Annotated in this window: 24 protein-coding genes and 1 pseudogene; 2 read left to right on the top strand and 23 right to left on the bottom strand. The window is 39.2% G+C overall.

Going from position 1 to position 26,715, the window contains the following annotated elements:
* Positions 1 to 25: 25 nt before the first annotated feature.
* The 19 genes and pseudogenes from EYS05_RS04455 to EYS05_RS04540 form a co-directional block, all read right to left on the bottom strand.
* A complete protein-coding gene (locus EYS05_RS04455) occupies positions 26 to 1,273 on the bottom strand; it encodes an AI-2E family transporter (RefSeq protein WP_243119216.1) in 1,248 nt (415 codons plus the stop codon).
* Positions 1,273 to 3,894 carry a cation-translocating P-type ATPase gene (locus EYS05_RS04460; protein WP_138276691.1) on the bottom strand — a complete coding sequence of 874 codons (2,622 nt, stop codon included), beginning with the start codon at positions 3,892 to 3,894 and terminating at the stop codon, positions 1,273 to 1,275. The genes EYS05_RS04455 and EYS05_RS04460 overlap by 1 nt, the downstream gene beginning before the upstream one ends.
* 325 nt (positions 3,895 to 4,219) lie before the next feature.
* On the bottom strand, positions 4,220 to 4,357 hold the full coding sequence (locus EYS05_RS18155) for a transposase family protein (protein ID WP_243119218.1): 138 nt from the start codon (positions 4,355 to 4,357) through the stop codon (positions 4,220 to 4,222).
* Positions 4,327 to 4,414 (bottom strand): annotated as a pseudogene (locus EYS05_RS18160) (IS200/IS605 family transposase); the annotation flags it as partial. The pseudogene EYS05_RS18160 and the gene EYS05_RS18155, both read right to left, overlap by 31 nt.
* A gap of 139 nt (positions 4,415 to 4,553) precedes the next feature.
* The gene (locus EYS05_RS04470) at positions 4,554 to 5,327 is read right to left on the bottom strand and encodes a NifB/NifX family molybdenum-iron cluster-binding protein (protein ID WP_138276692.1); all 774 of its coding nucleotides are present in this window, start codon (positions 5,325 to 5,327) and stop codon (positions 4,554 to 4,556) included.
* Positions 5,328 to 6,252: 925 nt separating this feature from the next.
* The gene (locus EYS05_RS04475; RefSeq protein WP_138276693.1) at positions 6,253 to 6,369 is read right to left on the bottom strand and encodes a DUF4062 domain-containing protein; all 117 of its coding nucleotides are present in this window, start codon (positions 6,367 to 6,369) and stop codon (positions 6,253 to 6,255) included.
* 193 nt (positions 6,370 to 6,562) lie between these two features.
* Complete coding sequence (locus EYS05_RS04480; RefSeq protein WP_138276694.1) at positions 6,563 to 7,978, bottom strand: hypothetical protein; 1,416 nt, start codon at positions 7,976 to 7,978, stop codon at positions 6,563 to 6,565.
* Between the two features lie 651 nt (positions 7,979 to 8,629).
* A complete protein-coding gene (locus EYS05_RS04490) occupies positions 8,630 to 9,907 on the bottom strand; it encodes an AAA family ATPase (RefSeq protein ID WP_138276695.1) in 1,278 nt (425 codons plus the stop codon).
* A gap of 151 nt (positions 9,908 to 10,058) precedes the next feature.
* Positions 10,059 to 10,442, bottom strand: a complete 384-nt coding sequence (locus tag EYS05_RS04495) for a TnpV protein (RefSeq protein ID WP_330575555.1) — start codon at positions 10,440 to 10,442, stop codon at positions 10,059 to 10,061.
* Between the two features lie 42 nt (positions 10,443 to 10,484).
* Positions 10,485 to 10,622 (bottom strand): DUF6040 family protein, encoded by a 138-nt coding sequence (locus EYS05_RS17600; RefSeq protein ID WP_138277681.1) that lies wholly within the window; start codon positions 10,620 to 10,622, stop codon positions 10,485 to 10,487.
* A 17-nt stretch (positions 10,623 to 10,639) separates the two neighbouring features.
* Complete coding sequence (locus EYS05_RS17340; protein ID WP_158293304.1) at positions 10,640 to 10,795, bottom strand: hypothetical protein; 156 nt, start codon at positions 10,793 to 10,795, stop codon at positions 10,640 to 10,642.
* Positions 10,796 to 11,200: 405 nt separating this feature from the next.
* Positions 11,201 to 11,698 carry a nucleotidyltransferase domain-containing protein gene (locus EYS05_RS04505; RefSeq protein WP_009247521.1) on the bottom strand — a complete coding sequence of 166 codons (498 nt, stop codon included), beginning with the start codon at positions 11,696 to 11,698 and terminating at the stop codon, positions 11,201 to 11,203.
* Between the two features lie 84 nt (positions 11,699 to 11,782).
* Complete coding sequence (locus tag EYS05_RS04510) at positions 11,783 to 13,327, bottom strand: ATP-binding cassette domain-containing protein (protein ID WP_009247522.1); 1,545 nt, start codon at positions 13,325 to 13,327, stop codon at positions 11,783 to 11,785.
* Between the two features lie 453 nt (positions 13,328 to 13,780).
* The gene (locus EYS05_RS04515) at positions 13,781 to 14,158 is read right to left on the bottom strand and encodes a TnpV protein (protein ID WP_009247523.1); all 378 of its coding nucleotides are present in this window, start codon (positions 14,156 to 14,158) and stop codon (positions 13,781 to 13,783) included.
* A 26-nt stretch (positions 14,159 to 14,184) separates the two neighbouring features.
* Positions 14,185 to 15,324, bottom strand: coding sequence for a plasmid recombination protein (locus EYS05_RS04520; protein WP_019190307.1), 1,140 nt, complete (start codon positions 15,322 to 15,324; stop codon positions 14,185 to 14,187).
* A gap of 355 nt (positions 15,325 to 15,679) precedes the next feature.
* The gene (locus EYS05_RS04525) at positions 15,680 to 16,834 is read right to left on the bottom strand and encodes an AAA family ATPase (protein ID WP_009247525.1); all 1,155 of its coding nucleotides are present in this window, start codon (positions 16,832 to 16,834) and stop codon (positions 15,680 to 15,682) included.
* Positions 16,824 to 17,159, bottom strand: coding sequence for a plasmid mobilization protein (locus tag EYS05_RS04530; RefSeq protein ID WP_009247526.1), 336 nt, complete (start codon positions 17,157 to 17,159; stop codon positions 16,824 to 16,826). The genes EYS05_RS04525 and EYS05_RS04530 overlap by 11 nt, the downstream gene beginning before the upstream one ends.
* Complete coding sequence (locus EYS05_RS04535) at positions 17,149 to 18,240, bottom strand: site-specific integrase (protein WP_009247527.1); 1,092 nt, start codon at positions 18,238 to 18,240, stop codon at positions 17,149 to 17,151. The genes EYS05_RS04530 and EYS05_RS04535 overlap by 11 nt, the downstream gene beginning before the upstream one ends.
* Positions 18,241 to 18,429, bottom strand: coding sequence for a transcriptional regulator (locus EYS05_RS04540; protein ID WP_009247528.1), 189 nt, complete (start codon positions 18,427 to 18,429; stop codon positions 18,241 to 18,243). It lies immediately after the preceding gene.
* A gap of 448 nt (positions 18,430 to 18,877) precedes the next feature.
* Between EYS05_RS04540 and EYS05_RS04545 the strand changes: the two genes are divergently transcribed.
* Positions 18,878 to 19,408, top strand: coding sequence for a helix-turn-helix domain-containing protein (locus tag EYS05_RS04545; protein ID WP_009247529.1), 531 nt, complete (start codon positions 18,878 to 18,880; stop codon positions 19,406 to 19,408).
* A 292-nt stretch (positions 19,409 to 19,700) separates the two neighbouring features.
* Here EYS05_RS04545 and guaA read toward each other — a convergent pair whose 3' ends face one another.
* From guaA to EYS05_RS04565, 4 genes are all read right to left on the bottom strand, one after another.
* Positions 19,701 to 21,278: a glutamine-hydrolyzing GMP synthase gene (gene guaA, locus EYS05_RS04550; protein ID WP_138276696.1), complete on the bottom strand. Its 1,578-nt coding sequence runs from the start codon at positions 21,276 to 21,278 to the stop codon at positions 19,701 to 19,703.
* A gap of 120 nt (positions 21,279 to 21,398) precedes the next feature.
* Positions 21,399 to 22,940 (bottom strand): alanine/glycine:cation symporter family protein, encoded by a 1,542-nt coding sequence (locus EYS05_RS04555; RefSeq protein WP_138276697.1) that lies wholly within the window; start codon positions 22,938 to 22,940, stop codon positions 21,399 to 21,401.
* A 615-nt stretch (positions 22,941 to 23,555) separates the two neighbouring features.
* Entirely contained in the window at positions 23,556 to 24,662 is a 1,107-nt protein-coding gene (locus EYS05_RS04560; protein WP_138276698.1) for a WYL domain-containing protein, read from the bottom strand.
* Positions 24,663 to 24,733: 71 nt separating this feature from the next.
* Complete coding sequence (locus tag EYS05_RS04565; protein ID WP_138276699.1) at positions 24,734 to 24,913, bottom strand: ribbon-helix-helix protein, CopG family; 180 nt, start codon at positions 24,911 to 24,913, stop codon at positions 24,734 to 24,736.
* Between the two features lie 141 nt (positions 24,914 to 25,054).
* Between EYS05_RS04565 and EYS05_RS04570 the strand changes: the two genes are divergently transcribed.
* Complete coding sequence (locus EYS05_RS04570; RefSeq protein ID WP_243119220.1) at positions 25,055 to 26,473, top strand: Ig-like domain-containing protein; 1,419 nt, start codon at positions 25,055 to 25,057, stop codon at positions 26,471 to 26,473.
* Positions 26,474 to 26,715 lie beyond the last annotated feature (242 nt).

Genomic DNA, 26,715 nt, shown 5'->3' on the forward strand with positions numbered 1-26,715 from the left:
TTTTCTTTTGCCTTGCCATCTCTTGTCAACATTTTTTTTGAACTTTTGAAGGTCTCTGTTCTTTTCCTGACGTTTCTTCTATAGCAGCAATTTCCTCCGCCGTATATTCCTCTATTTCTGTCTTTGTTACCTGTTTGATATGCTTTTTTTTCAGGCGCAGATATACGAATTCCCGAAAAATAGTATAGAACACGGAAAGCAGTGGAATGAAAACAAGCATACCTACAATTCCCATAAGGTTTCCGCCGATCGTAACTGCTGCAAGAACCCAGATTGACGGAAGCCCTACGGATTCACCCACAACATGAGGATAGATCAGATTTCCCTCGATCTGCTGCAGCACCAGAAATACTATAATAAATAAAATTGCCTGTTTCGGATTTACCATAAAGATCAAAAAGCTTCCCACTGCACATCCGATAAAGGCCCCGAAAATCGGAATCAATGCAGTAAACGCAATCAAAACTCCGATCAAAAGTGCATATGGCATCCTCAAAATACTCAGTATCACCACAAACATGCATCCGAGGATCACAGCTTCCAGACACTGACCTGCAAGAAAATTCGCAAATGTCCGATAAGTCAGAGAACAAATTTTAAGAAAAGCATCTGCCTTTTTCTTTGGAAGAAAGGCAAAAAATACTTTTCGGATCTGCACATGCAGCTTCTCCTTCTGAAAAAGAACATAGCAGGCAAATGAAAATGCAATAAAAAAGGTTGCCAATCCACTGACTATGGAACCCACTGCTGACATTGTGGTATTCATCATATTTCCTGCACCATTTCCAAGAAGACTTATTCCCCACTTGATCGCCTGATCCGGATTAAACTGCACCTGATTTACCAGCTTCATGATTTCCTGGTTATTATGGGAAAATTCCCGAATCCAGCCTTGCATCTGCGGAATGAAATCAGCGATACTCATCATCAGAGTTCCCATTGTCCGCGTAAGCTGCGGAATCACCCCGAACATTACCAGTACGATTACACCAACCGCCAATATGATCGTAAGGAGCAGACTTATCGGTCTTGCCAGTTTTCCAACTGTCTTATTTTCTTTTTTTACTCTTCCGAAAATTTTCTTTTCCAAAAAGCTCATTGGCACATTTGTTATAAAAGCGATCGCCCCGCCAAGCACAAACGGAAATATAATCCCCCATATTGCTTTTAGCACGCTGAGCACCACATCGAATTTCCATAGGGCAACTACAAGAAGTGCTGTAAACACAATAAGCTCCCTGATTTTTTTTATAGATATTTTGCTTAAATCCACTATTTTTCCTCTCTTTTTTTCAATTTCATACGTATCCATTTAAGCATCTGAATGATTGGAAGACTTGCAAACGCATACAAATATACACAGCCAAGCTGCATCAGATCCAGCGTCTCTACTTTAAACAGGAGATGAAATCCCGGAACCGTCAGTACAACGGTAATGAGTACTGCCCCAAGTGCAAATGCTCCCTGAAGCCATTTATTATTAAAGAAACGTTTTGTAAAGATAACCGGATGATCCGATTTGCAGTTGAATCCATGGAACAAACGTGCCAGACAAAGTGTTCCGAAGGCATAGGTACTGCCAAGCAGTGCACCATTCTGGTTATATCCTGTCAAAAATCCTATCATCGTCATCATACCGATCACCAGGCCTTCCAGACCGATTTTACCAAGAAAATCCTTTGTCAGTATTGACTCGTCTGCTGATCTTGGTTTCTCATTCATCACCTCACTGCTGTGCGGCTCCACGCCTAATGCGATCGCCGGAAGACTGTCTGTCAAAAGATTGATAAACAGCAGATGTACCGGTGCAAAGGGAACCGGAAGTCCTGCAAGGGATGCACAAAGAACTGCCAGGATCGCACCAAAGTTTCCTGACAGAAGAAACTGGATCGCATACTTGATATTCTGATATAAATTTCGTCCATTTTCCACTGCTTTTACAATTGTTGCAAAATTATCATCTGTAAGCACCATTGCTGCAGCATCCTTTGCGACCTCTGTTCCGGTCACTCCCATTGCAACACCAATATCTGCCTGCTTCAATGCCGGAGCATCATTCACACCATCTCCGGTCATTGCCACGATCATCCCCTTCTCCTGCCATGCACGGACAATACGGATCTTGTGCTCCGGTGACACTCTTGCATACACAGAAATATTCGGGACAAATTCCCTCAGCTGCTCATCACTCATATTTTCAATATCAGCGCCCTCGCAAGCCTCCGACAGATCGTGTAAAATTCCGATTCTCTTTGCAATTGCAGCTGCTGTGATCTTATGATCTCCAGTGATCATAACCGGCCGGATCCCCGCTTTTATACATTCTGCAACCGCAGCCTTTGATTCTTCCCTCGGCGGATCCATCATAGCGATCAAACCAAGAAATACCAGATGGTTCTCATCTTCTGTCGTCAATACATGCTTCTCCGGAATTTCACGATAGGTAAATGCCAGTACCCGTAACCCTTCCATTGAAAATTCCTGATTCTGGCGCTGGATCTTTTCTTTATCTGCTTCTGTGATTTCCCGAACTCCGTCCTTTGTCCAAATTCTGTCTGTCAGCTCCAGAAGCCGGTCAACCGCACCTTTTACGATCATCCGGTTCTCACCATCAATTCTGTGAAGCGTTGACATCATCTTACGGTCACTGTCAAAGGGAAGCTCTCCTTCTCTTTGATAAAGCTTTCTTACACCTGCAGCCTCAATTCCGTACCGGCTGCCCAGATTGATCAATGCCGTTTCCGTCGGATCTCCGATCTCCACTCCATTTTCATTTGTTGAATCATTACATAAAATGCTGTAGTCCAAAAGACATCTCTGCGCCGGATCTGCTACATCAATTGCATCTGCTGTGATTCTTTTTCCATCAATATAATAATCTTCTACTGTCATTTTGTTCTGTGTGAGTGTTCCGGTCTTATCCGAGCAGATAACAGAAACGCTTCCAAGACCTTCCACAGCCTGGAGCTTACGAATGATCGCGTGCTCCTTTGCCATCTTCTGTGTTCCGAAAGAAAGGACGATCGTCACGATGGAGCTTAAAGCTTCCGGAATCGCTGCGACTGCAAGTGCTACTGCAAACATAAATGCACTGCTAATCTTCTCACCGCGGAATACACTGATCGCAAACAGAATTCCGCAAAATATCAGAATCAGAATGGAAAGCTTCTTTCCAAAATCATCCAAATTCGCCTGAAGTGGCGTCTGTTTTTCCGAAGTCGATTTCAGAAGTCCCGCAATCTTTCCAACCTCTGTCTGCATTCCTACATTCGTTACAACCGCTCTGCCACGCCCATATGTGACAAAGCTTCCGGAAAACAGCATATTTGTCCGATCACCAAGCGGTGCTTCCTCCAAAATAATGTCCATACTCTTTTCAACCGCAAGACTTTCTCCGGTAAGAGCACTTTCATCGACCTTAAGACTTGCATTTTCAATCAATCTTCCATCCGCAGGGATCATATCACCTGCTTCAAGAAGGATCACATCTCCTACAACCAGTTCTCTTGCCGGAAGCTGTACCGCCACACCATCACGCAATACTTTTGCCTCCGGACCGGCAAGCTTCTTTAAACTCTGCAGAGACTGCTCAGCCTTTACGGTCTGCACGGTTCCCAAAATCGCATTGATCGTAATAACGATCACGATAACTGCTGCACTTTCCACATCTCCAAGCATACCGGATATCACTGCCGATGCGATCAGGATCAGCACCAGAAAATCCTTATACTGTTCAAAAAAGATCTGCAAAATACTTTTTTTCTTTCCTTCTGCAAGCTCATTCCATCCGCACTTCTCTCTGGACCGTCTGACCTGTTCATCGGTAAGCCCTGATTCCCTGCTTTCCACACGCTCGAGAACTTCTTCTGCTGTCTGCTGATAAATTTCTTTCATTACCTTTGCCTCCTTTTTTGCAAATATTCACCAACTGTAATTTTTTTATGCAATAAAGGATTTTTTGATAAAATGATATAAAAAAAGAAACCCTTATTGCATAACAAAAATGCAATAAAAGTCTCACCATTTCCCTGCAGCGCCGGATGTTTCCACCGTACTGACGACACTGCAAACGCAGATTTCCAAACGTAGGTTACTCCCCTTTATCAGTTTTAATAGTATAACAGAATCGGTACCTCTGTCAAGGATAAAAATCAAAGCCCCATGACAAACGCATGAATGATTATCTGCCATCAATCCTTTTTTCATCCATTTTTAAACTTCAGAGCTGTTGTAAAATATCCGATGATATCATTCCCATAACACGTCTGATCGTATCATGGGATGGGATCCCATTCTTTAATTCAATATACCTACGCAGATAATCCTGATAATTTTCCGCCGGTATTTCAACGACCACACCATATGGTAATTAATATTACACACAAGTCCTGTAATGTAATAGATTTTCTTTCATACATATAGTATAACATAACGAGTAGAAATGTACGATAAAAAAACAAATATATTTTCAAATAACATAAAAAAGATGCGTTGCGATAACTTTTTCATTACCTTAACACATCCTTTCGTATTATTATTTTTTACTACTCTTCTTAATGACAGCTATGGCTTCCGCATCCATGCTCGCCACATGTATGTCCTTCCCCGTGGCTGTGCTCATGATGAGAACACTTAACATCTGGATTATAATCGAGTGTTTCATTGATAAAAGCTTCTACTGCTTCATCCGCATCTCCGGAAACTCCTCCGAAAAGCTTAATGCCGGCTGCCGCTAACGCTGTCTGTGCGCCGCCTCCGATTCCACCACAGATCAAAACATCTGCATTCAATGCTTTAAGAACTCCTGCCAATGCGCCATGTCCGCTTCCATTCGTATCTACTACTTCTGAATGTGTTACTTTTCCTTCCTCTACATCGTAAATCTTAAATGTCTCTGTGTGTCCAAAGTGCTGGAAAATCTGTCCATTTTCATACGTTACTGCTATTCTCATGATACCTTCTCCTTTTTCCGCTGCATATTTTTGATGAATCTCCTGTTTGTAACATCCTCCAAGTCCACAGTTACTGCTCTGACCATCACAGATTTTGAAATCTCCACCTTCAATTTTAAGCGGATATCCATCAATGAGTGCATCTGCTATTTTCTTCCTGGCAATCTCATAAATTCGTTGAACAGTTGTTCTTGCTACTTGCATAGATGCTGCGCACTGCTCCTGACTATAACCTTTCTTGTCCAAAAGACGGATGGTTTCATACTCATCTACCGTCAGAACAATAGGTGTTTTTTTCTCAGTATCGTCTGCCGGAAAGAATTCTAAAACATTGGGGAAATGGCAAACTTTTCTGCATTTTACTGGTCTCGGCATAAACTGCTCCTTTCTTGCTTTTCTTATATGATAGCTCTATAAAAAGCATATGTCAATAATATTTTTGACATATGTCCATATGGCTCAGCTAATAGTATTACTTAACCACATCTTTACACTTTTTCATCTTCTGCTTCTGGCAGCGTCCCAAATTCCACTTCCCCAAAACAGTTTCCGGGGGCCGGAAACCCGCATAAATCCAGCATTCCCAAAAATCTTTCTTCCCAAAAAGGCCTCCCGGAAATGCCTTTTTTATTTTTCGCTATGTCCTTTCGCACCCCCTTTTGACACTTTTTTCGTAATTTCATTTGTCAAAACCGGGAAGGCTTTATCCATAAGATATCGAGATAATCCGGCTGCAACAGACTATCCTTTTTTATTCTTTTTTCGGACAATCTTTCCGCGCCCCTCTTTTTTTCTGTTCGCTTTTTAAATCTCTTTTTCTTTTTTTCACAGACCTTTGATGCCTGGTTTTTGACTTAGTTAAGCCTTTTTTAAGGTTTCTTTTGGGTTTCTCTTCTCTTTTTTTATTAAAAAAACCCTGTTCCAGGATTTCTCCTGAGACAAGGTTTTTGGTGGTTCTTTTGGGTTTATTTTTCTTCTTTTTGCTCGTGGCGGAAGAAGTTTGGATGAATGGGATGCACTGGTTTTTGACAAGGGATGTTACGAAAAAAATGTCAAAAGGCAGTGCGAAAAAATATCCAACTTATTCAAACTCGATTTCGGCAACTATATATTGTGTCTAAAAAGATGATACATCACCATATTTTGTATAATTATTCTTAATATTCTATGCATTCTTTATCGTTTTGGGACTTTTTGCAAGCATTTTGCAACCGCAATCACTGCGAATCACTCTTTAAGCATTTTTCTATGTACTCCCGACACCCAGCTTCTAAAATATAGAACGCACAGCTATTGTCGGTTAAAATCTGCTTACGATTCGTTGTAACCATGCTACATCTACTAATGCCTGTCTTTCTTCTTTAAGGTCTTCATATGTAGAGCTGATAAAAATAGAAAACTTCCGTCTATCTCTCATGTCTATATTCTCTTCGTTTTGATTATCGACTTACTAATGGTCAAGCTTCCAGTTCCATTAGTTCCATACTTTATATTAAGTATTTTTTCTTCAATTCGTAACTATTCAATACCTTCATCATTATGATCAAAAATCCATGTTTTTCACGGAATTCGCAGTAAAATGCGTATGCCTATTGAACAGTTACTATGCATTACTTAATTAGCGTTTTATATGAAGCCATTTTCTGTTTTATCATTGTGTCTTTACGCATATTGCTTAATCCCTTAAAGTTTTTTATCAATTCTATCACTTCAGATATCGCAGGGGATGTGTTTTTCTCTTCCATTATTTCAATAAGTTGTCGATATTTCTTTTCACAAAGCGAAAATTGTAACATACTTGAAATATGCTCGTTCATAAACGAGAATACAGCTATAGTAATTTGTTCTTGATTAAATTGCTTAATCAACTTAATATATATTGGTTCCGCATCATAGCATACACCATTACCATTCGTTATAAATGCATCTACTAATGTATACACATATTTATTATCTAGCTGTTTAGGTATTCTATTATTTCCAACCAAACGTTCTAACTGATATGCAAAAGTTGGTTCCTTATAAAAATTGTTTAATATACTGTTATGTGCCTCATATAACTGATTAATTACAGTATCTAATTCTGTTGTTCTTATTTGCTCAGGTAAATAAGATTGTCCATTAACTAATTCTAATAATTCTCGTGCATATTTAGCCTCTTCTCCGTCACCATTTACTGCGAATCTAGCATATTTTATGCCAAAGTCATTTTTTACCTCTTCGTCAATTCGATCCCATATAATAGGGAATACTTTTCTTATATTCTCCCTTACAAATTGCTCGGTTTCTCTTCTAGAATATGTTCCAAACAATCCAGCCGAAAGAGAATTTACTTTTTCCTGCGATAAATTGCAAACAAACGACGTTAATGCCTGTATTTCACTATCACCAAGACTTTTTTCTTTAAGATTTTTTAATAACCGCCCTATTTCTATAGTAATATTAGAATTAGGCAAGTTAATAACTTCTTTTATGCAAGTTTGAAGCCATGATATTAACTGTAAACCTGTTATCTCAACTTGATTGGGATGGGCGGCACTAGCCCAATTTCTCATATACTTAATATAATCCAAATGTCTATAACCTATATCAGATATCATATCTATTTCTTTAGCACCTTTAATTAATTCACTATCATCTAACTTAACCAAATCTTCAACACCTGATAATCTTTTCCTTTTATCTGATGTTACAGCAACATCATAGAAATATTCAATATCATAAATAGCCACACGTTTTCTTAATTGAAAAACTGTTTCATCCCACAAATAATTTAATGCTGCATCAAATAACCCTGAGGATGCAGCTGTTATGAATTTAGATATATAAACTGCACCACTAATATCTTCCTGCCTTAGCAAATCTACAACATCTTCAAAATTTCTTATTACACTTTTTCTTTCTGCAATTGGCACCAATATTCCTTCTGTTGGCAATCCAAAAGAACCCACATACGCCAATAAACTATTTTCATAATTAGATAACGATGTATTTACCTCTTTCGTACTAATAATTTCTTCGCTCATATTTTCATTCCTTTCATCGATCATAATTAAATTATTTTATAAATATCCATTAATCTTCTCAATCCAACTACTGTTATCACTCTCAAATAGCTTTATGAACTTTCCAAAATTACTGCTACCAGTAACAGAATCATCCGAATCCAAATCTTTCACTCGTCGACTCATATCTTTGTAATTCTCCGCAGTAACATGCTCCATAACTTTCTGAATCTGGTCTGCTCTTCCTTTGTAATTCTCAACTCCGGTTATTTCTTTATCAATGGAGCATTCACTGGTTTTGCTGGAGATTTCAGATTTTCATCGGTCCAATGCTTAGATATAATCTGCATCGTACAAGGATTACCAAACATAATCACTTCATCTGCTGCATTATCCACACCATGAAACTCATTAATTTTGCGTTTAATGTCCTCATACTGCTCATGTGGTTTCTTTTCCGTATCACAGAACACAAGTACAAGTTCATCTGCTCCATTTTAATATCGATCCTGATACCTCGCTGGAATATTTCCGTTTCCACCGGCATTTACCAATGAGATATCATATTGTTGGTTCCATACTTTTAAATTTTTTAATCGATTTAGATACTCATATTCCTCATTACCTTCACAGATAATACAAATTTTATGGTTGTCAAAAAACCTAGGGAGCTTATTTGGCATCGGCATCATCCCCCTTTACACCACTTTTAATGCTAAGTAAAGAGTTAATCAATTCTGGATCAGGTAAAGCTCCAAGTGCACCTTTCCTATATTTTTCCATAACATCTGTCGTATCTCGTACTCCCTGCTGTGCAGTAAAATCAGCAAGAGAATATATATATACACCTTCTTCATCCTTGTGAACAAACCAAATCTGCTCCTTGCGGAACATTCTCTTGCAATCCATAAAATTTATATCATGTACTGTAAATATCATCTGTGCACTTGTATTCAATTCATTATTAAACATGGCAACAATCGCTCTGGTGAGCTTAAAATGAATACTGCTGTCCAGCTCATCCACGACTAAAATTCTGCCCTGTTCAAGTGCTTCGATTACATAGCTGGCAATAGCAGCAATCTTCTTTGTTCCTGTAGAATCAAACATCATACTTGGTACATGGACTCCTTTATAAGTGGATACCAATCTGATTTGATCCATAATGTTCTCCTGAATATCAAGCACTTTCTCATCTGGCTTTTCATCACCTTCACCAGTTTTCAGCTGTATCTTATCCATATCCACATATTCAAAATTATCCATATATAAATCAGCATTTTTTATGAATTCAACAACCTTTTGCTGCAACTGATTCTTATTCTTCAGGAGTTCAATCGTGTGCTGCATAGGTATGTTATTCATATTGATGATATCAATTTTTTCTGCAAATCCGACAAGAATCTGCTTCATCTCGTTGATATGTTCAAATTTACTTGTATCTATTACATAACATAGCAAATTATTTTTCGATACAACAGGAATCATAGTCTGCACAGATTCATCAATACATTCATATATTTCACTAATTGTATCCTTTTTCAACCAGCAAACTTCTTTTTCATTGTTGTACTGATCTTTGAATATCTCAGAAAATGATTCATATATATATTCTTCTTTTTCTGCGTCATACTTAAAGTCATAAGAAAACTTTCTTCCTGATGACATAAATGTTACGCCTAACTCACAAACATCACTCTCAGTAAATATATTAGGCATTAAACCATTTTTCTTATTTAAAAGCACATTTTTTATTGCCCTAATGCACTTGATTAGACATGTTTTACCGGCATTGTTTGGTCCATATATTCCTACCGTTTTAAGGACATTAAAATTATTCTCTTTGTGAACATTTGCTCCAAATTTTTTATTTCGCATATCTGCTTTCATTGAAAATGTAATATCATCCTCAAATGCATAACAGTTTTTTGCTCTTACCTCTATAATCATGTCTCATTCCTCCAAGTCACTTTTCCTATTTACTTATCATTATTATATCATTAAATATTTTTCATGCAACTTTTTTCCATAAAAAATATTTAATTTTATAGATTTAACAATATATCATATAGCAAAAAGGTAGCCTTTCGACTGCCCCAAATCACACATACACCAACTCCCTCACCACAATCTCCTCCGCACAAGCAATAATGTTATTCATCTTCCCTACCCACAGCATCTGATTCTCAGCTTTTAACTGCTCTGTCACGCCTTGTTTCTCCTTCATCTTTTCCACAATCCTGTCCAGCATCTCATGGCATTCCTCATCAATATCATGCAGATATTCATTTAGCCTTCCATCAAGCAACAGCTCCATATAATATCCATGTTTGAACTCTTTCAGATACTCACATCTCATATGTCCAAACTTTCCAATATTATAATTTGTTCCCTCTGGCAACTGTAAATCCGGATAATAAATATTATCCTCGCCCAGCACATAAGTAATTCCATTCTCTACAATAACTTTCTCCAATTTTCCCATAACTTTTATCCACCTTTCTGCGATATTTCTCGCACCTCAACATCAATAATAGCCTCTGGCTCTTTTACAGCCTTTCACATACGCTCTGATTCCAACATATACTGCCTGAACTAATAACAATAAAGCAACAAGATTCAGCTTTACTAAGACCTTTATCCAATCTCCAAAATACACAGCCATAGCTAAACTTATCTTTTTTATCCTTTTTTCGGACAATCTTTCCGCGCCCCTCTTTTTTTCTGTTCACTTTTTAAATCTCTTTTTCTTTTTTTCACAGACCTTTGATGCCTGATTTTTGGCTTAGTTAAGCCTTTTTTAAGGTTTCTTTCGGGTTTCTCTTCTCTTTTTTTCATTAAAAAAACCCTGTTCCAGGATTGCTCCTGAGACAAGGTTTTTGGTGGTTCTTTTGGGTTTATTTTTCTTCTTTTTGCTCGTGGCGGAAGAAGTTTGGATGAATAGGATGCACTGGTTTTTGACAAGGGATGTTACGAAAAAAATGTCAAAAGGCAGTGCGAAAAAATAATTTCATCACTCAAACTCTACAAAGACTAACGCTTTTTGTTTAGGAATTATTCTCTGTAATGTTTCTCGTTCTTTTGATTATTTGATATATCCATATTATCCTGCCTATACGAGCTAATGTTATCATTTTGTTATCGGCATTGATAACACCTACTCGATAACTGTGGATAATAACTATATGTAGCATGTCAAATTATAAGCTATTTTGCTTAGAGATTCAACACAAAACTGAAATTTTACTTTTCCTTATATTCATCTGGTATTGCTATTTGAAATGTTTCACACAACAGCATCACATCATGCACATCATTTTTATCGTGTTCATATCCCAAATGAAGCATTACCTGACTCAATGGTTCAATACAAGAAACAGTTATATCTCCAACTTTTCCAATACCGGAAAAAGTTTTTGATGGAAATATATCTCCCTCATAAACAATTCCGTCATCTGTAAATTCAAAACAATGTAAATCAATGATTCTTTGTTTATCATCTTTCCAGACAGTATGACCATCCGTTGTATAATCAGTATTTACTTCCTCAAATCCATGCTGCTTAATCACATAAATATAATCATGATAATGTTTCAGTTCAACAAACAAATCAATATCATTGTGTATTCTTGATTCTCTTTTAAGAAGTGCATCAACACCCCATCCGCCATCTAAATATACTTTAATTTCGTTTTGCAAAGCATATTTTATAATTTCACATGCATCTTCTGTACGTACCATAATCTATCCTCCAAATTCAAATCTTTGTATGCTTTCCAACTCACTAAAAGCCTGAAATTTGTCAGTCTTTCATCCTTTTTGTTATCAATCACCAATTAGCTGTAATCCATTAGGATTTAGCTGATATATTTTATCGCACACCTCTTCAATATACTTTCTATCGTGAGAAATGCTAATGACAGCCCCCGGAAATTCTCGGAGCATTTTTCTTATTACCGGACCGGACAATGGTGAAAAATTTCTTGTCGGTTCATCCAGAATAAGAACATTTGCACCACTTAAGCTCATCCTCAAGAGAAGCACTTTCGCCTTTTGTCCGCCTGATAACTCCCGAATCGGATGCTCCATTTCATCTGGTGTGTATTTAAGTGAACCAAGGTATGTTCTAATTCTTGTACGCTCTTCTTTATCTCCTGTTTTATCAAGGTAATCAACCGGTGTAACATCCAAATCCAGCAGGTCTTCATAAGTTTGAGGCATATATTCTGCTTTAATGTCATTCCGATTTAGGAGTTCTTCCGCTATCTTTTTTAGAAGAGTCGTTTTTCCTGCCCCGTTGGCTCCTATCATACAGATTTTTTCTGAACCTTTTATTTTTAAATGAATTCCTTCTGCTAAAATTCTTTTGCCATCCGGAGTCACAAGCTTTGAAAGTTCATATTCTATGACCGTTTTTCCTGCGGGAATGTGTGAGTTTTCATCCCCTAATTTGACAAAGATTGCTTCTTCCTGTTCCGGCATCTGAGTCATATTTTCATCTTCTTTTTCAAATCTTCGTTCCATTGCCTTAACCGTATGCATTTTGTCCTTTAAGTTTTTGGCAACAGACGGTGCTTGTCTGGTACAACTTCTTAATGCACCTTGTACACTCTGCATAACTCTTTGATATTTTTCATCGCGAATCTTTTTCTCCCTACGGTCACTCAGTGCCCGCTGTTTTTGGATTTCAAATTTATGAAGCCGTTCTTCCACATAGCGTCTATAGGGAAGCTTTGCCACGGTATATCTCGCCTTTGTTTTTCGTATAATCTGCTCGATATGTATCACCATGTTGGCAGTACGCTCTATCAGCGTTTCATCGTGTGAAATAAAAAGCACAATGTGCTTCCAGTCATTTATGATTTTTTCCAGTAATGTAAGCGTCGCAATGTCGATGTCATTGGAAGGTTCGTCCAACAACAGCACAGAAACATCGCGAATGAAAAGCCTCATAAGTTGTGTCTTGACTTTTTCGCCTCCTGAAAGACTACCCATTGTCTGGTTACTGTAGAAAAAATCATTTTTCATTCCAAATTTTCCCGCAATAACAGACAATTCTTTAGGCGTTTTCTCCCAGAATATTTCCTCTTCAGAAAAATATTCGTATATTGTTTTTTCCTTATCTTCATCGAGCATCTCCTGCGGAAGATAACCAAGACGTTCGTGTCCCATTATCCTTTCCCCATCTGCTTCTATATAGTTTTCTACAAGCGACGGATTGTATATCCACTTCATTAATGTCGATTTCCCATTTCCCTCTTCTCCAATAATAACTGCCTTATCTCCATCATTTAGCACAAGGTTGAAATCATTAAGAATTATTCTCAGGTCTTTTTTATGTGTTAAATTTAATTTTTTTATCTGCAACATTAAAGTTTCTCCTTTTCGAAGTCTGAGCCAATTATTATTTTGAACACACAAAAACGAGTCTTTTTTGCATACGCAAAAATAGACTCGCTAAATAGACCCTTATTTCTTTTCCAAAAGGAAAACAAAGGAAATGCCTCTTGCGATAATCCAACTTAAGCGTACACAAAACAAACCTATTCTCTACAGGCTCAATAACTATATGTGTCTTACTTAAATCAAATTATCTATTAATCATTTCCTCACCTTACACAAAATGTGCCTTTCTTTCTTCTAATGGCAATACTATCATACTGTATTTTTTGTGTCAATACATTTCACCTTATGGAAGTGCAAATTAAAATTTTCACTTCCTAATTATACATCCAACCATTACGAAATTCAATCTTTCACAACCTCTTTACAACCACAACCACAGCACTCCAGCAAACGCAGGAGCACCATACCGTAAAACGCTTATGTGTAAATCAACTCCGTTCCTACAACTTCCCTCACACAAGCCTGAATATTATTCATTCTTCCAATCCATTCGTAGGGATTATCTTTCTTTAATTGTTCCGTCACATCTTGTCTGTCGGCATATTCCTTTACCAGTCGAAGAAACATATCCTCTGCTTGCTTATCGACTTCTGCAAGATAACTATGCAGCTTTCCGCTTGTCAGCAGGTTCATATATAACACTTTATAGTGTTCCTTTAAATGCCTTGCATGTCGTTTCCCCCATAAACCAATCGGCTCTATTTCTTCTTCGGCTGGTACTGTGATGTTCGGCAATAAATAATCACCCACCTGTCTATAAGTTCCGCCCATTTCTTCAAAAATTGTCTTTGTCATTTTCCTTTTCCTCCTGTGATTTTTGTCTATCGTGATCGTGTATTATCACGCTTGCGACCTTTAACTGTTCTTGCCTGCTCCAACAAATCATCTATCTGTTTGCGACCAAAAACCTTACGGAGCAGGCTGTAATCTTTATTTTCTGCTTTTAGGATTTTGTTTTCTTCGGTCAATCTTTCATTGACTTTCTCCAAACGCTGATTGGTGCGGTATAACTGTGCATTCGCTGTATTCAGCCTATGATAGTTGTCCCACCCCTCAAAGCAGCGGGCAAGCACCGTTTTGACAAGTTGCTTCAATTTCCTTACAACCGGCTCTGCCATTTTGGTTTTATATGCCTTTGCAGTCATAAATTTCTCTGGTTCTGGCAACTGATATTTCGGTGCAGTATCAAGCTCTATTTCAAGATTTGACAGCTCGTCTTTTGCCTTATCATAGTTCAATACTCGTTCCGACAACACATCAAATTCAATCTGTTTCTGCTCGATTTTCGCACCTAATGCCGCCACTTCTTTTTCTCTTTCCTGCTTTTTATAATCCAAAACAGAAAGATGTTTTTCGTGTGTGCCTAAATGTTCCCACTCAATCCCATAACGTTCCATCACCGCCGCAAGCTGTTCTTTTTCGGACTGTATCCATTGCGACCACTCCGTATCGCCACGACTGCCGCCCTTAAAACCTTGCGTTGCAAGAGCCTGCTTTAGTGACACTCTTGTATCAAGTCCACGCTTGCTACCTGTGGTAAAAGGTACAAAATCTATGTGCAGATGTGGTGTAGCTTCATCCATATGCAGATGAGCCGAGAACACCCGAAGCTGTGGATTTCGCTCCTGAAAACCCTGATAGTATTCATCTAAAATCTGCTTTGCCAGTTCTCCGTTTTCCGTATCGGCGTTCATATTTCCCTTACCGCCCACCTGTAAAATGATTTCGTGGAACGGTTTTTCCTGCTTGGAACTTCGGATTTTTTCATAATAATCTTTTATCTTTCGGTCTGACCTTATCTGCTTGGCATTGTATCTTTCCAATGCTTCATCAAACAATTCGTGATAAACTGTCTTTATATTTTCATTGCAGTAGTCGATATTGAGATGAGTACGAGTTCCGTCTACATTTTCTGCTCGGAACTTTCGGCTATTGTGATTGACCGAGCCTTTACCGACCATTGCACTTATCGTTCTCTGCATTTTTTCATCTCCCATCTGTAAATTTCAACATTCTCAGGTTTTGTTACTTTTGTCAAAAGTAACGCAAAAGCACTTTTGACGGGTACACCCATCAAAAATGCGACCTGTAAACAGGTTTTGCGTTCTCCGAAGGCTCTCCGAGGGGTGAGCGTGTGCCGGTGGCACACACGCCTGCGAACCGACCGAGCCAGCAGGCGAGACCAAAGAGCCGCCTTTGAAAAGGCACTCTCTGCACACTCCCCTAAACTTTATCCGGTGTCAAAGTGTGACGATGGTGACAATGTTTTTCACAGCGTGCTGCTCTCAAAAACATTGACACCTTTGACACCGTTTGTCACGCCGTCTGCTCGGTTTCTTTCCAAAGTGAAACCTTTCTTCCGTCGTGTGTGCGGCTGTTCTGATAACGGATACCGTAATCACGAAACAGCCTGCTTGCGTTGATACTGAGCCTTAAAGAAAGTACATTCGGCTTTATATCCACCGCAAGCCTTTCGCAAAGTTCCGAAGCAGTTCCTTCCCATCTGTCACTTTCCGAAAAGAGCGTATCCGCTATCTTCTCAAGCAGAGGTTCGGGCGGTTCTTTCCACATCTCCGTTTCCGATTTTGCAAAGTTCCACACCAATCGCTCGCTGTCCCTTACAAGATGGATTTTCATATCCTGCTGGTCTCTGCCAGCAACATCAAGTGTGGCATTGTTGGAAGTACGCTTGTCCTTACTGAGAACAAATGCACCGTCTGCCGCACCCATCAGACCATTCGTGCCTGAAATCATATCGAATATATCTTCCGATTTTTGTTTGCGTGTATGATGAACAATAAGCATTGAAACCTTGTAACTGTCTGCCAACGCTTTCAGCCTTGCCACAACATCATAATCACTTGCGTAGCTGTAATCTGCTCCGCCTGCTTCACGCACACGCTTTAAGGTGTCTATGATAATCAAGCCTGTGTCTGGGTGTTCCCTCATAAACCCTCTTATCTGTTCTTCCAGTCCGCCATTGACCGTTTTACATTCCGTTGCGAAATACAGATTGCCTGTCTCCTTTGCACCGAACATCTGAAACAATCGCTTCTGCAAACGTGGGTAATCATCTTCAAGGGCAAAATAAAGCACCGTTGCCTTACGCACCTTATACTCCCAAAGCGGTGTGCCTGTGCTGATATGATAGGCAAGCTGTGCCATCATAAAGCTCTTTCCCACTTTCGGGGAACCTACGAAAAGGTAAGTTCCCCTTTGGAGCAGACCGTCGATAAGTGGTGTCTGAACCTCAAACACCGTATCATACAGCGTTGTCATTGATACTGTTTTCAGATAGGAAGGGTCTAACTGTCTGAGTATTTCCCTTTGCATTTCTTCAAAAGATTGCTCGTACCCCTTGAAATCCGTATCCTGATTGACTATACTATTGTCAGTACATTTGGAAAGTGACTGTTCCGCATCTGTTGCCGCAGATACATTTGGAATAGTCATTTCTTTTTTATTCTCCATTCGCATCCTCTCCTTTCAAACCGCCGAGAATAATGGAAATCAGTTCTATTACACTCAGCAGTTCATCATCCACACCTTTTCCTGCTTCAATCCTTTTCAGTTCCGCAAGGACTGTGGCAAATTCCGTTTTCAACGCCTTATACACTCTCGGATTGCCCTGTACCACCACATCCTGATTTAAGCAACGGCGGTAACAATACTCCTGTTTTGGCAATCCTGATAGAGCTACAGCTCTGTTAATGAGTTCGTTTTCTTCGGGCGATACTCGAAACCCTACTGTGATATTCCTCCAACGATTTTTGTTATCTCTGTTCTTAGCTGACATTTTCAAAATCTCCTTTCCCTAAATCATCTAATTTTTCTGCCATCTCAATCTGCTTTGACGGAAAGAGGTGTGCGTACTGATAAGTAATATCAATACTTTCGTGACCAACTCGGTCAGCAATCGCCACCGCAGAAAAGCCCATATCAATCAAGAGTGAAATGTGGCTGTGACGGAGATCGTGAATGCGGATACGCTTCACGCCTGCCGCCTTTGCCCCTCTGTCCATCTCGTGATGAAGATAGCTTTTCGTCACCGTAAAGATACGGTCTTTCTTCTTCAATCCGTAAAGCATACCGAGATATTCTTTCATTTCCTCACACAGAAACTTCGGCATTTTAATCGTGCGGTTGCTCTTTTTCGTTTTCGGAGAAGTAATCACATCCTGCCCTTTCAAACGCTGATAGGATTTATTGATTGTGACTGTTTCCTTATCAAAGTTGAAATCTGCCGGAGTCAAAGCTAACAGCTCGCCCTCTCGGATACCGCACCAGTAAAGCATTTCAAACGCATAAAAGGAAACAGGCTTGTCCATCATCTCAAAAGAGAATTTCTTGTATTCTTCCTTTGTCCAGAACAGCATTTCCTTGTGTTCCTCACGTCCCATATTTCCCACCTTTGCCGCAGGATTGGAACGCAGTTCATAGTAGCGGACAGCGTGATTGAAAATGGCGGACAACTGATTGTGCAGCGTTTTCAGATACGTCTGTGAATAAGGCTTTTTCTTCTCATCACGATAGGCAAGCATTTCATTCTGCCAAGTAATAATCTCCTTTGTGGAAATCTCGCTGATTTTCAGTTTCCCGAAATACGGAAGTATCTTTGTGCGTATGATATGCTCTTTGGTAAGCCACGTGTTTTCCTTCAAACGGTTCTTCACATCATTGATATAAAGCTCCGTAAAGGCTTCAAAACTCATATCAAGGTCTGAAGAAGTCTGCAATTTGAACATTCTTTCCCATTCCTGTGCTTCTCGTTTGGTAGCAAAGCCACGCTTGCATTTCTGCTTGCGTTCCCCTTTCCAGTTCACATACCTTGCCATCACATACCAAGTACCGTTATCTTCATTCTTAAATACCGGCATTTACATTTCCCCCTTTCCTGCTCCGTAGAGCCTTTCGTAAAAATACTGGCGATTTACACGCCCTGCAATCGTAATAAAGCCCTTTGCTTTCAATTCCTCATTTAATTGTCTGATGAGTTTATATGCATAAGGTTTTGATACGTTTAGTTCCTGAGCCACATCTTCGGCTCGGATAAATCTGTTTTCCATATCCTTTTTCTTCCTTTCTTAAAATAATTTTTTGCTTGCCGCTTTCTCCGTGTTAAAGTTCCAACAGGCACTCCTGCTTGTCGGCAGGCGCTGTGCTGTCCCAATGCACCGCAGTACATCAGGCGCTCGCTCGTATAGGGGTTCCCGAAAAGTCGGAGACTTTTGGGGAAGAGGAGGAGCAGTGCAGCGAATGAGCTTTTGTGCTTGCACACAAGCGAACGATACGGAACTTGCTCCGACGAGGTCTTGGCGGTTTGGCTTTTCGGACGGTCATTCAGTTGTCGCATTAAGCATATTTGTTTAATTCGTAATTTATTTTACTAAACATATTTGCTATTGTCAAGTGGTTTCAAAGAAAATATTAAACATTTTTGTTTCGGTTTTTCTTGACTTCCACTAAACATTTCTGCTATACTTATTTCACTAAATATAAAAGGAGCGTATCATTATGGCTATCAGCGAAAGAATACATTTTTTCAGACTAATGCGTGGTATGACACAAAAGTATCTCGGTACAGCAATCGGTTTTCCAGAAAAGAGTGCTGATGTGCGTTTGGCACAGTACGAAACTGGTACACGCAAACCGAAAGCAGACCTTACAAATGCATTGGCACAGGTGCTTGATGTTTCTCCACAGGCTCTTGATGTTCCTGACATAGACAGCTATATCGGTCTTATGCACACTCTGTTTACCCTTGAAGATATTTACGGTCTTACTGTCAGTGAAGCAGACGGAGAGGTATGCTTAAAGGTCAACAAGGACAAAGGCAGAGAAGCATATGAACTCCTCAAAATGCTGTATGCTTGGAAAGAACAGGCAGACAAGCTATCTTCCGAAGAAATCAACAGAGAAGAATACGATAACTGGCGTTACCATTATCCAGAGTTCGACACCACACAGCGTTGGGCAAAAGTTCCATCACAGGAATTAAGTGACGCTCTCGTGGAAGCATTCAAAGACCACTTGAAAGATAAATAAGCACCTACAGGACCTGCCACTGGCAGCTCCCTACAGATGCTTTGGCAACGACAAAAAAGCCCTTAACTATGGTTATTAACCACAGCTAAGGGCTTAGTTTATAATATGGAATTTGTTCAGAGCCAAGCTCCGAACTTTAGTCTGCAAGCCACCTGTTAATTGTTCCGTTACCCATAAACCACTGGATAACAAGAATAATGGCACTTGCTATGACTGTTATCAATTTGTTATCAAAAGACTAATCGAAATCGCTGAAACCCGCATAAACACTGGCTTTTTTAAGCAACTCGATTTATTCAAACTCAATCGTTCCAGGCGGCTTACTTGTAAGATCATAGAATACGCGGTTTACACCCTTAACCTCATTAATAATGCGGTTCATCACCTTATTAAGTACTGCATAAGGAATCTCAGCAGACTCCGCAGTCATAAAGTCAATGGTCTTAACGGCGCGGAGCGCCACTGCATAATCGTATGTTCTAAAGTCTCCCATTACACCTACACTTCGCATATTTGTAAGGGCTGCAAAGTACTGGTTCGGCATCCAGGACGGATCTTTTCCGTGTTCTTTCTTGTAGTCGGCGGCTGCATTGTCGACTTCTTCACGGTAGATGTAGTCTGCATCCTGTACGATGCGTACTTTTTCTTCGGTGACTTCACCGATGATACGGATTCCAAGTCCCGGGCCCGGGAATGGCTGACGGAATACCAGTCTTTCCGGAATTCCAAGCTCAAGGCCGGCTTTACGGACCTCATCTTTAAACAGGTCACGAAGCGGCTCAATGATTTCTTTGAAATCAACGAAATCCGGAAGGCCTCCTACGTTGTGGTGGGATTTGATCACTGCGGATTCTCCACCGAGACCGCTCTCTACAACGTCCGGATAAATGGTTCCCTGTGCAAGGAAATCTACAGCACCGATCTTCTTGGCTTCCTCCTCGAAGATACGGATAAATTCCTCACCGATGATCTTACGCTTCGCTTCAGGCTCTGTAACACCGGCAAGCTTGTCGTAATATCTCTGCTGTGCATTCACGCGGATAAAGTTCAGGTCAAACTGACCATTCGGTCCGAATACACCTTCAACCTCATCACCTTCATCCTTGCGAAGAAGACCATGATCTACAAATACGCAGGTAAGCTGCTTGCCAATCGCTCTGGAAAGAAGTCCTGCTGCTACGGAGGAATCTACACCACCTGACAGGGCAAGGAGAACTTTTCCATCACCGACTTTCTCGCGGATCTCTTTGATCGTGTGTTCAACAAAGGCATCCATCTTCCAGTCTCCGGCACATTCGCAGACACCAAGCACGAAGTTGGACAGCATTGTCTTTCCTTCTACTGTGTGCAGTACTTCCGGATGGAACTGGATCGCATACAGTTTCTTCTCTTCATTCTGTGCAGTTGCTACCGGACAGTCTGCAGTATGTGCAGCGATCTCAAATCCCGGTGCAGTCTGGGAAATATAGTCTGTATGGCTCATCCAGCAGATTGTTTTGTCGGATACATTTTTGAAGATCCTGGAATCTTTCTTATCGATGAGAAGCTCTGTCTTACCGTATTCGCTGACATCTGCCTTCTCAACTTTTCCGCCAAGGACATGCATCATGAGCTGTGCTCCATAGCAAAGTCCAAGTACCGGAATACCAAGCTCAAATAATTCCTTCTGGTAAGTCGGTGAATCTGCCTCATAGCAGCTGTTTGGTCCGCCGGTAAGGATGATTCCCTTAGGATTCATCGCTTTAATCTTCTCAAGATCTGTCTTGTAAGAATAAATTTCGCAATATACATTACATTCTCTGACACGTCTTGCAACCAGCTGATTGTACTGACCGCCAAAATCAATGACAATAACTAATTCTCTTTTCAAGGCTTTCCTCCTGTTATTTATAACATCTTTAGAATCTGTTACTCATTATAAATGAGTACATGCACTTTTACAATGCTAATTTTATCTCCCGACGGACTTTTTATTTTCCAGAAAAATTTTTCACTGCTTTTTTGCCTGCTCATCCCAGTAAGCGCAGTCATTTCTTCCAATTATCTCCGATGTAAACGGAGTACCGTCATTCTTCTTATAATGTCTGGTCGCCCGGAAAACATATTTCGCACCGACATAAACGATCGGTACGTTGAAAAATACGATCAGAATATTTCCAAGATCAGAAAATGCCCAGAGATTTCCAAGCTCCAGTCCTGCGATATTACAGAGAATACCAAATGCGGCAACAAAAAGACCGATACAGCGTACAAAATTAATACATATCTTATCCTTGCGGATACGGTTTGCTGCGATTTCCGAAAAGCTGATCATTCCAAGCAGACAGGTAAATGCAAACAGGCAGAAACATAAGGTTACAAGAAATGTAACGATCCCGTTCATTGCAGTTCCCGGAGTCAGCACAGCAATGGACTCCGTATATTTGGGAAGTTTGTCAAGAGCCTGCCAGCTTTCCGCATCTGCTCCCGTCCAGCAATGTGCCATAACTACCACAAATCCGGTAAGCGTACAGATCACAATAGTATCAAGAAAAACTCCCAGAGAAGCGATCACGCCCTGCTCGCATGGATGCTTTGCGTCAGCTGCTGCCGCTGACATGGTGATCGTTCCCTGACCAGCCTCATTGGACATCAAACCTCGTTTTACGCCCTGTGCAAGAACTGTTCCAAAAACACCTCCAAAAAATGCATCCGGCTTAAAGGCTCCTGCAAACACGCTTCCGAAGAAATACGGAATACGGGTAAAATTCAATATGATAAGAAGTAACACTACTACCATATAGAGCACTGCCATCACCGGCACCATCATATCTGTCCATCTGGATACTTTTTTGATTCCGCCAAATGCGATAGCTGCTGTGAGAATTACGATCAGCGTACCTACTATATAATAGAAGGCTGATCCGCTTGGAATGGTTTTTCCGGTTACGATCTCTGCCATGCGTCCTACTGATGAAACAACGTTAAAGCCCTGTGCCGGCAGACAGCAAAGCGCATACAGAATATACAATACCGAAAGAAAAACACCGATCCATACCTTATTTCCAAGAAGCTTTCTCCCATAAAAAGGAAGACCTCCTACAAACTCATCGTCCTTCTTCTCCTTGAAAATCTGAGCAAGGACACCCTCCATGTATGCAACTGCCATCCCGAAAAACGCAGATATCCACATCCAGAACAGGGCCCCCGGTCCACCCACTGCAATAGCACCTGTTACGCCCAGGATATTTCCCGGTCCTACACGCATAGCTGAACTCAGGAAAAACGATGCAAGCGGCGAAATTCCTGTTTCCACAACACGTTTCTCCGTCATGGTTCGGATTCCTTTTTTAAAGTAAGTCACCTGCATAAAACCGATCCTGAAACTGAAAAAAATCCCGGACCCAAGAAGTAATATGATCGCAAAGGATATATTTCCCAGAATCGGGATACTGCTGTACCAGTCAAAATTTGTGGGGAACTCCCACAGAAAATCAGACAGTGGACCGATAAAGCTGAACACTCCATTGATCGCCTCAAATACTCTCTCCATAGCCATCTCCTCCCTTTTTATCTGAATACCTCAGAATTGAACCATTTTCCGGATATTACGTTTTCCGCCGGACATAAAATATAGATATATTCATTTATATCCCTCCGAAAAATTTCCACATCTGTTCATATGATGTTGTGTACCACATCCATCATCGTTCATTTCCCCTCCGGATTTTTATGCTATGATTTATTATACCGTATCGGCTTAGAAAAGTCTTATTTATTTTCACTATTTTTGTACAAATTTCAGAATTTCCCATCCTTACAAGCCCCCACCCACTGCTTATTGCTCTTAGCAACCCCCGTAGGGAACTTACTTGATTCGGTTAAATCACAGATTCGTCGCAACAAACACAGAGAGATTTTATAAGACTTTATAAGATATTTAGATTTTCCTCACAGATTTTTAAAACGCTTCTCACAGTTCCATCACATTTTGACGGTATATTATTAAACAAATAAAGCACATAGCTTTTTCATCTTATAGATCATTACTTATTTTTCTTTTCATACTCTGCCGGGTTCCTTCCAAGACCCGGCCCTCCTTTTTTTCTGAGGTACTTTTCCCAAACAAGAATCCATCAACTTTATAACATCTTTTAACATCTTTTTATCAACTCTCATATGTCTTTCTGATCTTATCCAAATACTCTGTAAATCCATCAACAACCTTCTGAGACTTTAAAATCTTAGCCTTGTTTCCAAAGCCAAGAACCCAACCATAAAACTGGTCGCTGATTTCAACAGGTGCAGTAATGCTGAAATGCTTATCATCTACCACATTGTAAAGCATTCCTTTCTTTCCGAATCTGTCAACAACCGCATCCAAAAGAGAATTGATAAACTGAATTGTGATTCTTTCTTGTTCGCCGCCGAACATAGAAAAAACTCTCTGTGTATAATTTTTGAGATTGATTTTATTAAAGACTTCTTTTCCCTCTCGTTCAATTCCAAGGAGTTTTACATCTTTCATTCTGTCAACACGATACGTCCGCAAGCCCTTTATATAATCATTATAAGCCAAAAGGTAATAGTTTCCATCATTGATTAGAAGTGCATAGGGACTGACCTCATACCTGCTGCCATGCCGTCTTTCCACCTGCTGATTCAGATTGCTAATGGAATATTTCAGATATTTAAAGCTGATTTTTTCGGGAACGTGTTTATTCTCTTTACTCATTGCAGCATCTATTTTTTCGATATTATTCAAAACATCAGGGTTATTCGTTTTTACTCTGTCTGTCAGAATGGCGTTGTGACGTATTTTCTTCTCTTGGAACTCACTGACAAATTCACATAGAATTTTTATCAAGCGTTCTGCCTGCGGTTCAGACAGATATTTTGAAACATAGACACTTTCAACCAAAAGCTGAATGTCTGTATAATCATAATGCCTCTGCTGCATACAGAATCCCTTTTGGTGCTTATCGAAAATGATATTTTTCAAGCTGTCATCTTCTTCAATCATTTCTTCTGCTTCTTCCATTGGAATCTCTTCCTCAAAAGCAAGGATAGCTTTATTTATTTCGTCAATGTCTCTGTAAATGCCTCTTCGTTCTGCTTCAATGCCGTAAATATCAGCCATTGCAGAACAAATATCTTCACCAGTAATTACGTGATTTTCGTCTGTGTGTCTCATAAGATATTGATACACAAGAAATGGCTTCATCTTCTGATTTTTCTTTTTTCCATGTCCCGAACCTTCAAATTCTTTTGTCATAATCTAACCTCAAACATTTTTCTTTTATTTAACCATTCCAAAAGCAAAGAAAAAAGAGTGGGCGCCCACTCTCATTCAATTTTTATATTTTCAATTCCATGTCTTAAAATAATATTTATCAATTCATTCCTTGAATAATTGCTGTCTGCGGCAAGTTGGTCTAAAGATGCTAAAATATCTTCCTTCAATCTGACTGTGATAACCCTGCTGCCATCTTCGCCATGCTTTGTTCGTTTTTCATATCGTATCACTCCTCAATCTGTATTTGATTATAGAGAGTTCAATGACTGTTTTATATATTACGAATAAATATCTATTTACAACACGATCAATTGTAAAAAAATGGACAGCATGATACTATTAAAGAAAAAGATTTAGGGAGGAAAATGAGTATGAAGAGATTAAAAAAAACATCAATAATATTATTGATGTGCATGTTACTAAGTGTGATTGTAATGCCAGTTTCAGCAAGTGCGGCAAAGCTGAACAAAAAGAGTATTTCCCTTAATATTGGAAAAACTTACATTTTGAAAGCAACAGGAACAAAGGGAAAAATTACTTGGACAAGCAGTAAAAAAAGTGTAGCAACAGTATCCTCAAAAGGCGTTGTAAAAGCTAAGAAAAAGGGAACTGCGGTAATTACTGCGAAATATGGAAAAAACAAAAAACTTACCTGCAAAGTTACTGTTAAGCAGCCAGTAAAAAGCATAAAGCTGAATAAAACATCGGCTACACTTAAAAAGGGAAGTTCTCTTACTTTAAAGGCAGCAGTAGCACCAAGCAGCGCTAACAATAAAGCAGTTACTTGGAGTTCAAGCAATAAAAAAGTAGCAACAGTATCTTCTAAAGGTGTTGTGAAAGCTGTTGGAAATGGAACTGCCACAATTACAGTGAAAGCGAAAGATGGAAGTGGGAAGAAAGCAACTTGTAAAATTACGGTAGGAACAACGAATACACCATCTAATAACACTCCAACTCATACGTCTATTATTGGAGTAAAGCTGAATTTAGGTATGATAAATGTTGTCTATGGAAATCATGAATTACATTCCAAAATTGATCTGACAGGAGACGGAAATGCAGATCAGCTTGATCTCCAAGCCACAGGAACTGGATGGTCTGATAATAAATTTAATGGCACGTTATCAATATCTGTAAATGGAAAAAATGCACAGAAGTTTGCATTATTGAGTGATAATGTTTGTATTTCCTATATAGCATTAAAAAATAATATTCAGATAATACGAGTTCAAAGTGGTTATTCATATTCCGAAGATGATTTCTTTATTCAATATAATAAAGCAACTAATAAATTTCAAACAGTATTAAATGAAAAATTGGGTGGTTTTTCACATGCTTACACCACACTTGATGATATTGCATTTAATGGAAATAATACGATCAAAATAAAATACTTAATTCAACCATATCTTACAGGCGCAGTTAATGTGGAATATACTTATGTGTATTCAAATGGTATATTTAAAAGAGTGTCTGATACAGCCGCTGCAACTTCTTTATATTACAAAGACAAGAGTAAATTAACCTCAGAGTATTATCAGGATGGTTACCAAAATTATTTTTATGACAACAAATTTGTAGCAATGAAAAATCTTGTTTTTTATAGTTCTCCAAGTGGGAAAACTAACTTTACTCTAAAAAAAGGTGCTGTTGCTACTTTAGAGGGATTTTGTTCAAAAGACAATAATAACTATATGATTTTCAAATACAATGGGCAGAGAGGATATATCAAGTTAGGTGGCAATCAGAAAGATTCTTTTTACGGAGTTTCCAAAAGGATGGTAGGTTAGTAAAATTTAAGATTGCAAACTATGGAGGGAGCTTTTCGGCTCCCTTTTATAGTTGTAAGAATAATGTTAGATCACTCAGACTAAAAGACAATATTAAAATACTATTATTTTGACACGCATACAGAAATTGAAAAGATGAATCTTATGGAAAATGCTTTAAAGATATCTTGAATACACTGTATTCAAGTTGGAATTTACTTTAAAAGATGTAAAAAAGATGTTAGAAAGTTATTTGGAGATAT

The sequence above is a fragment of the Blautia sp. SC05B48 genome (assembly GCF_005848555.1).
Taxonomy (GTDB): domain Bacteria; phylum Bacillota; class Clostridia; order Lachnospirales; family Lachnospiraceae; genus Blautia_A.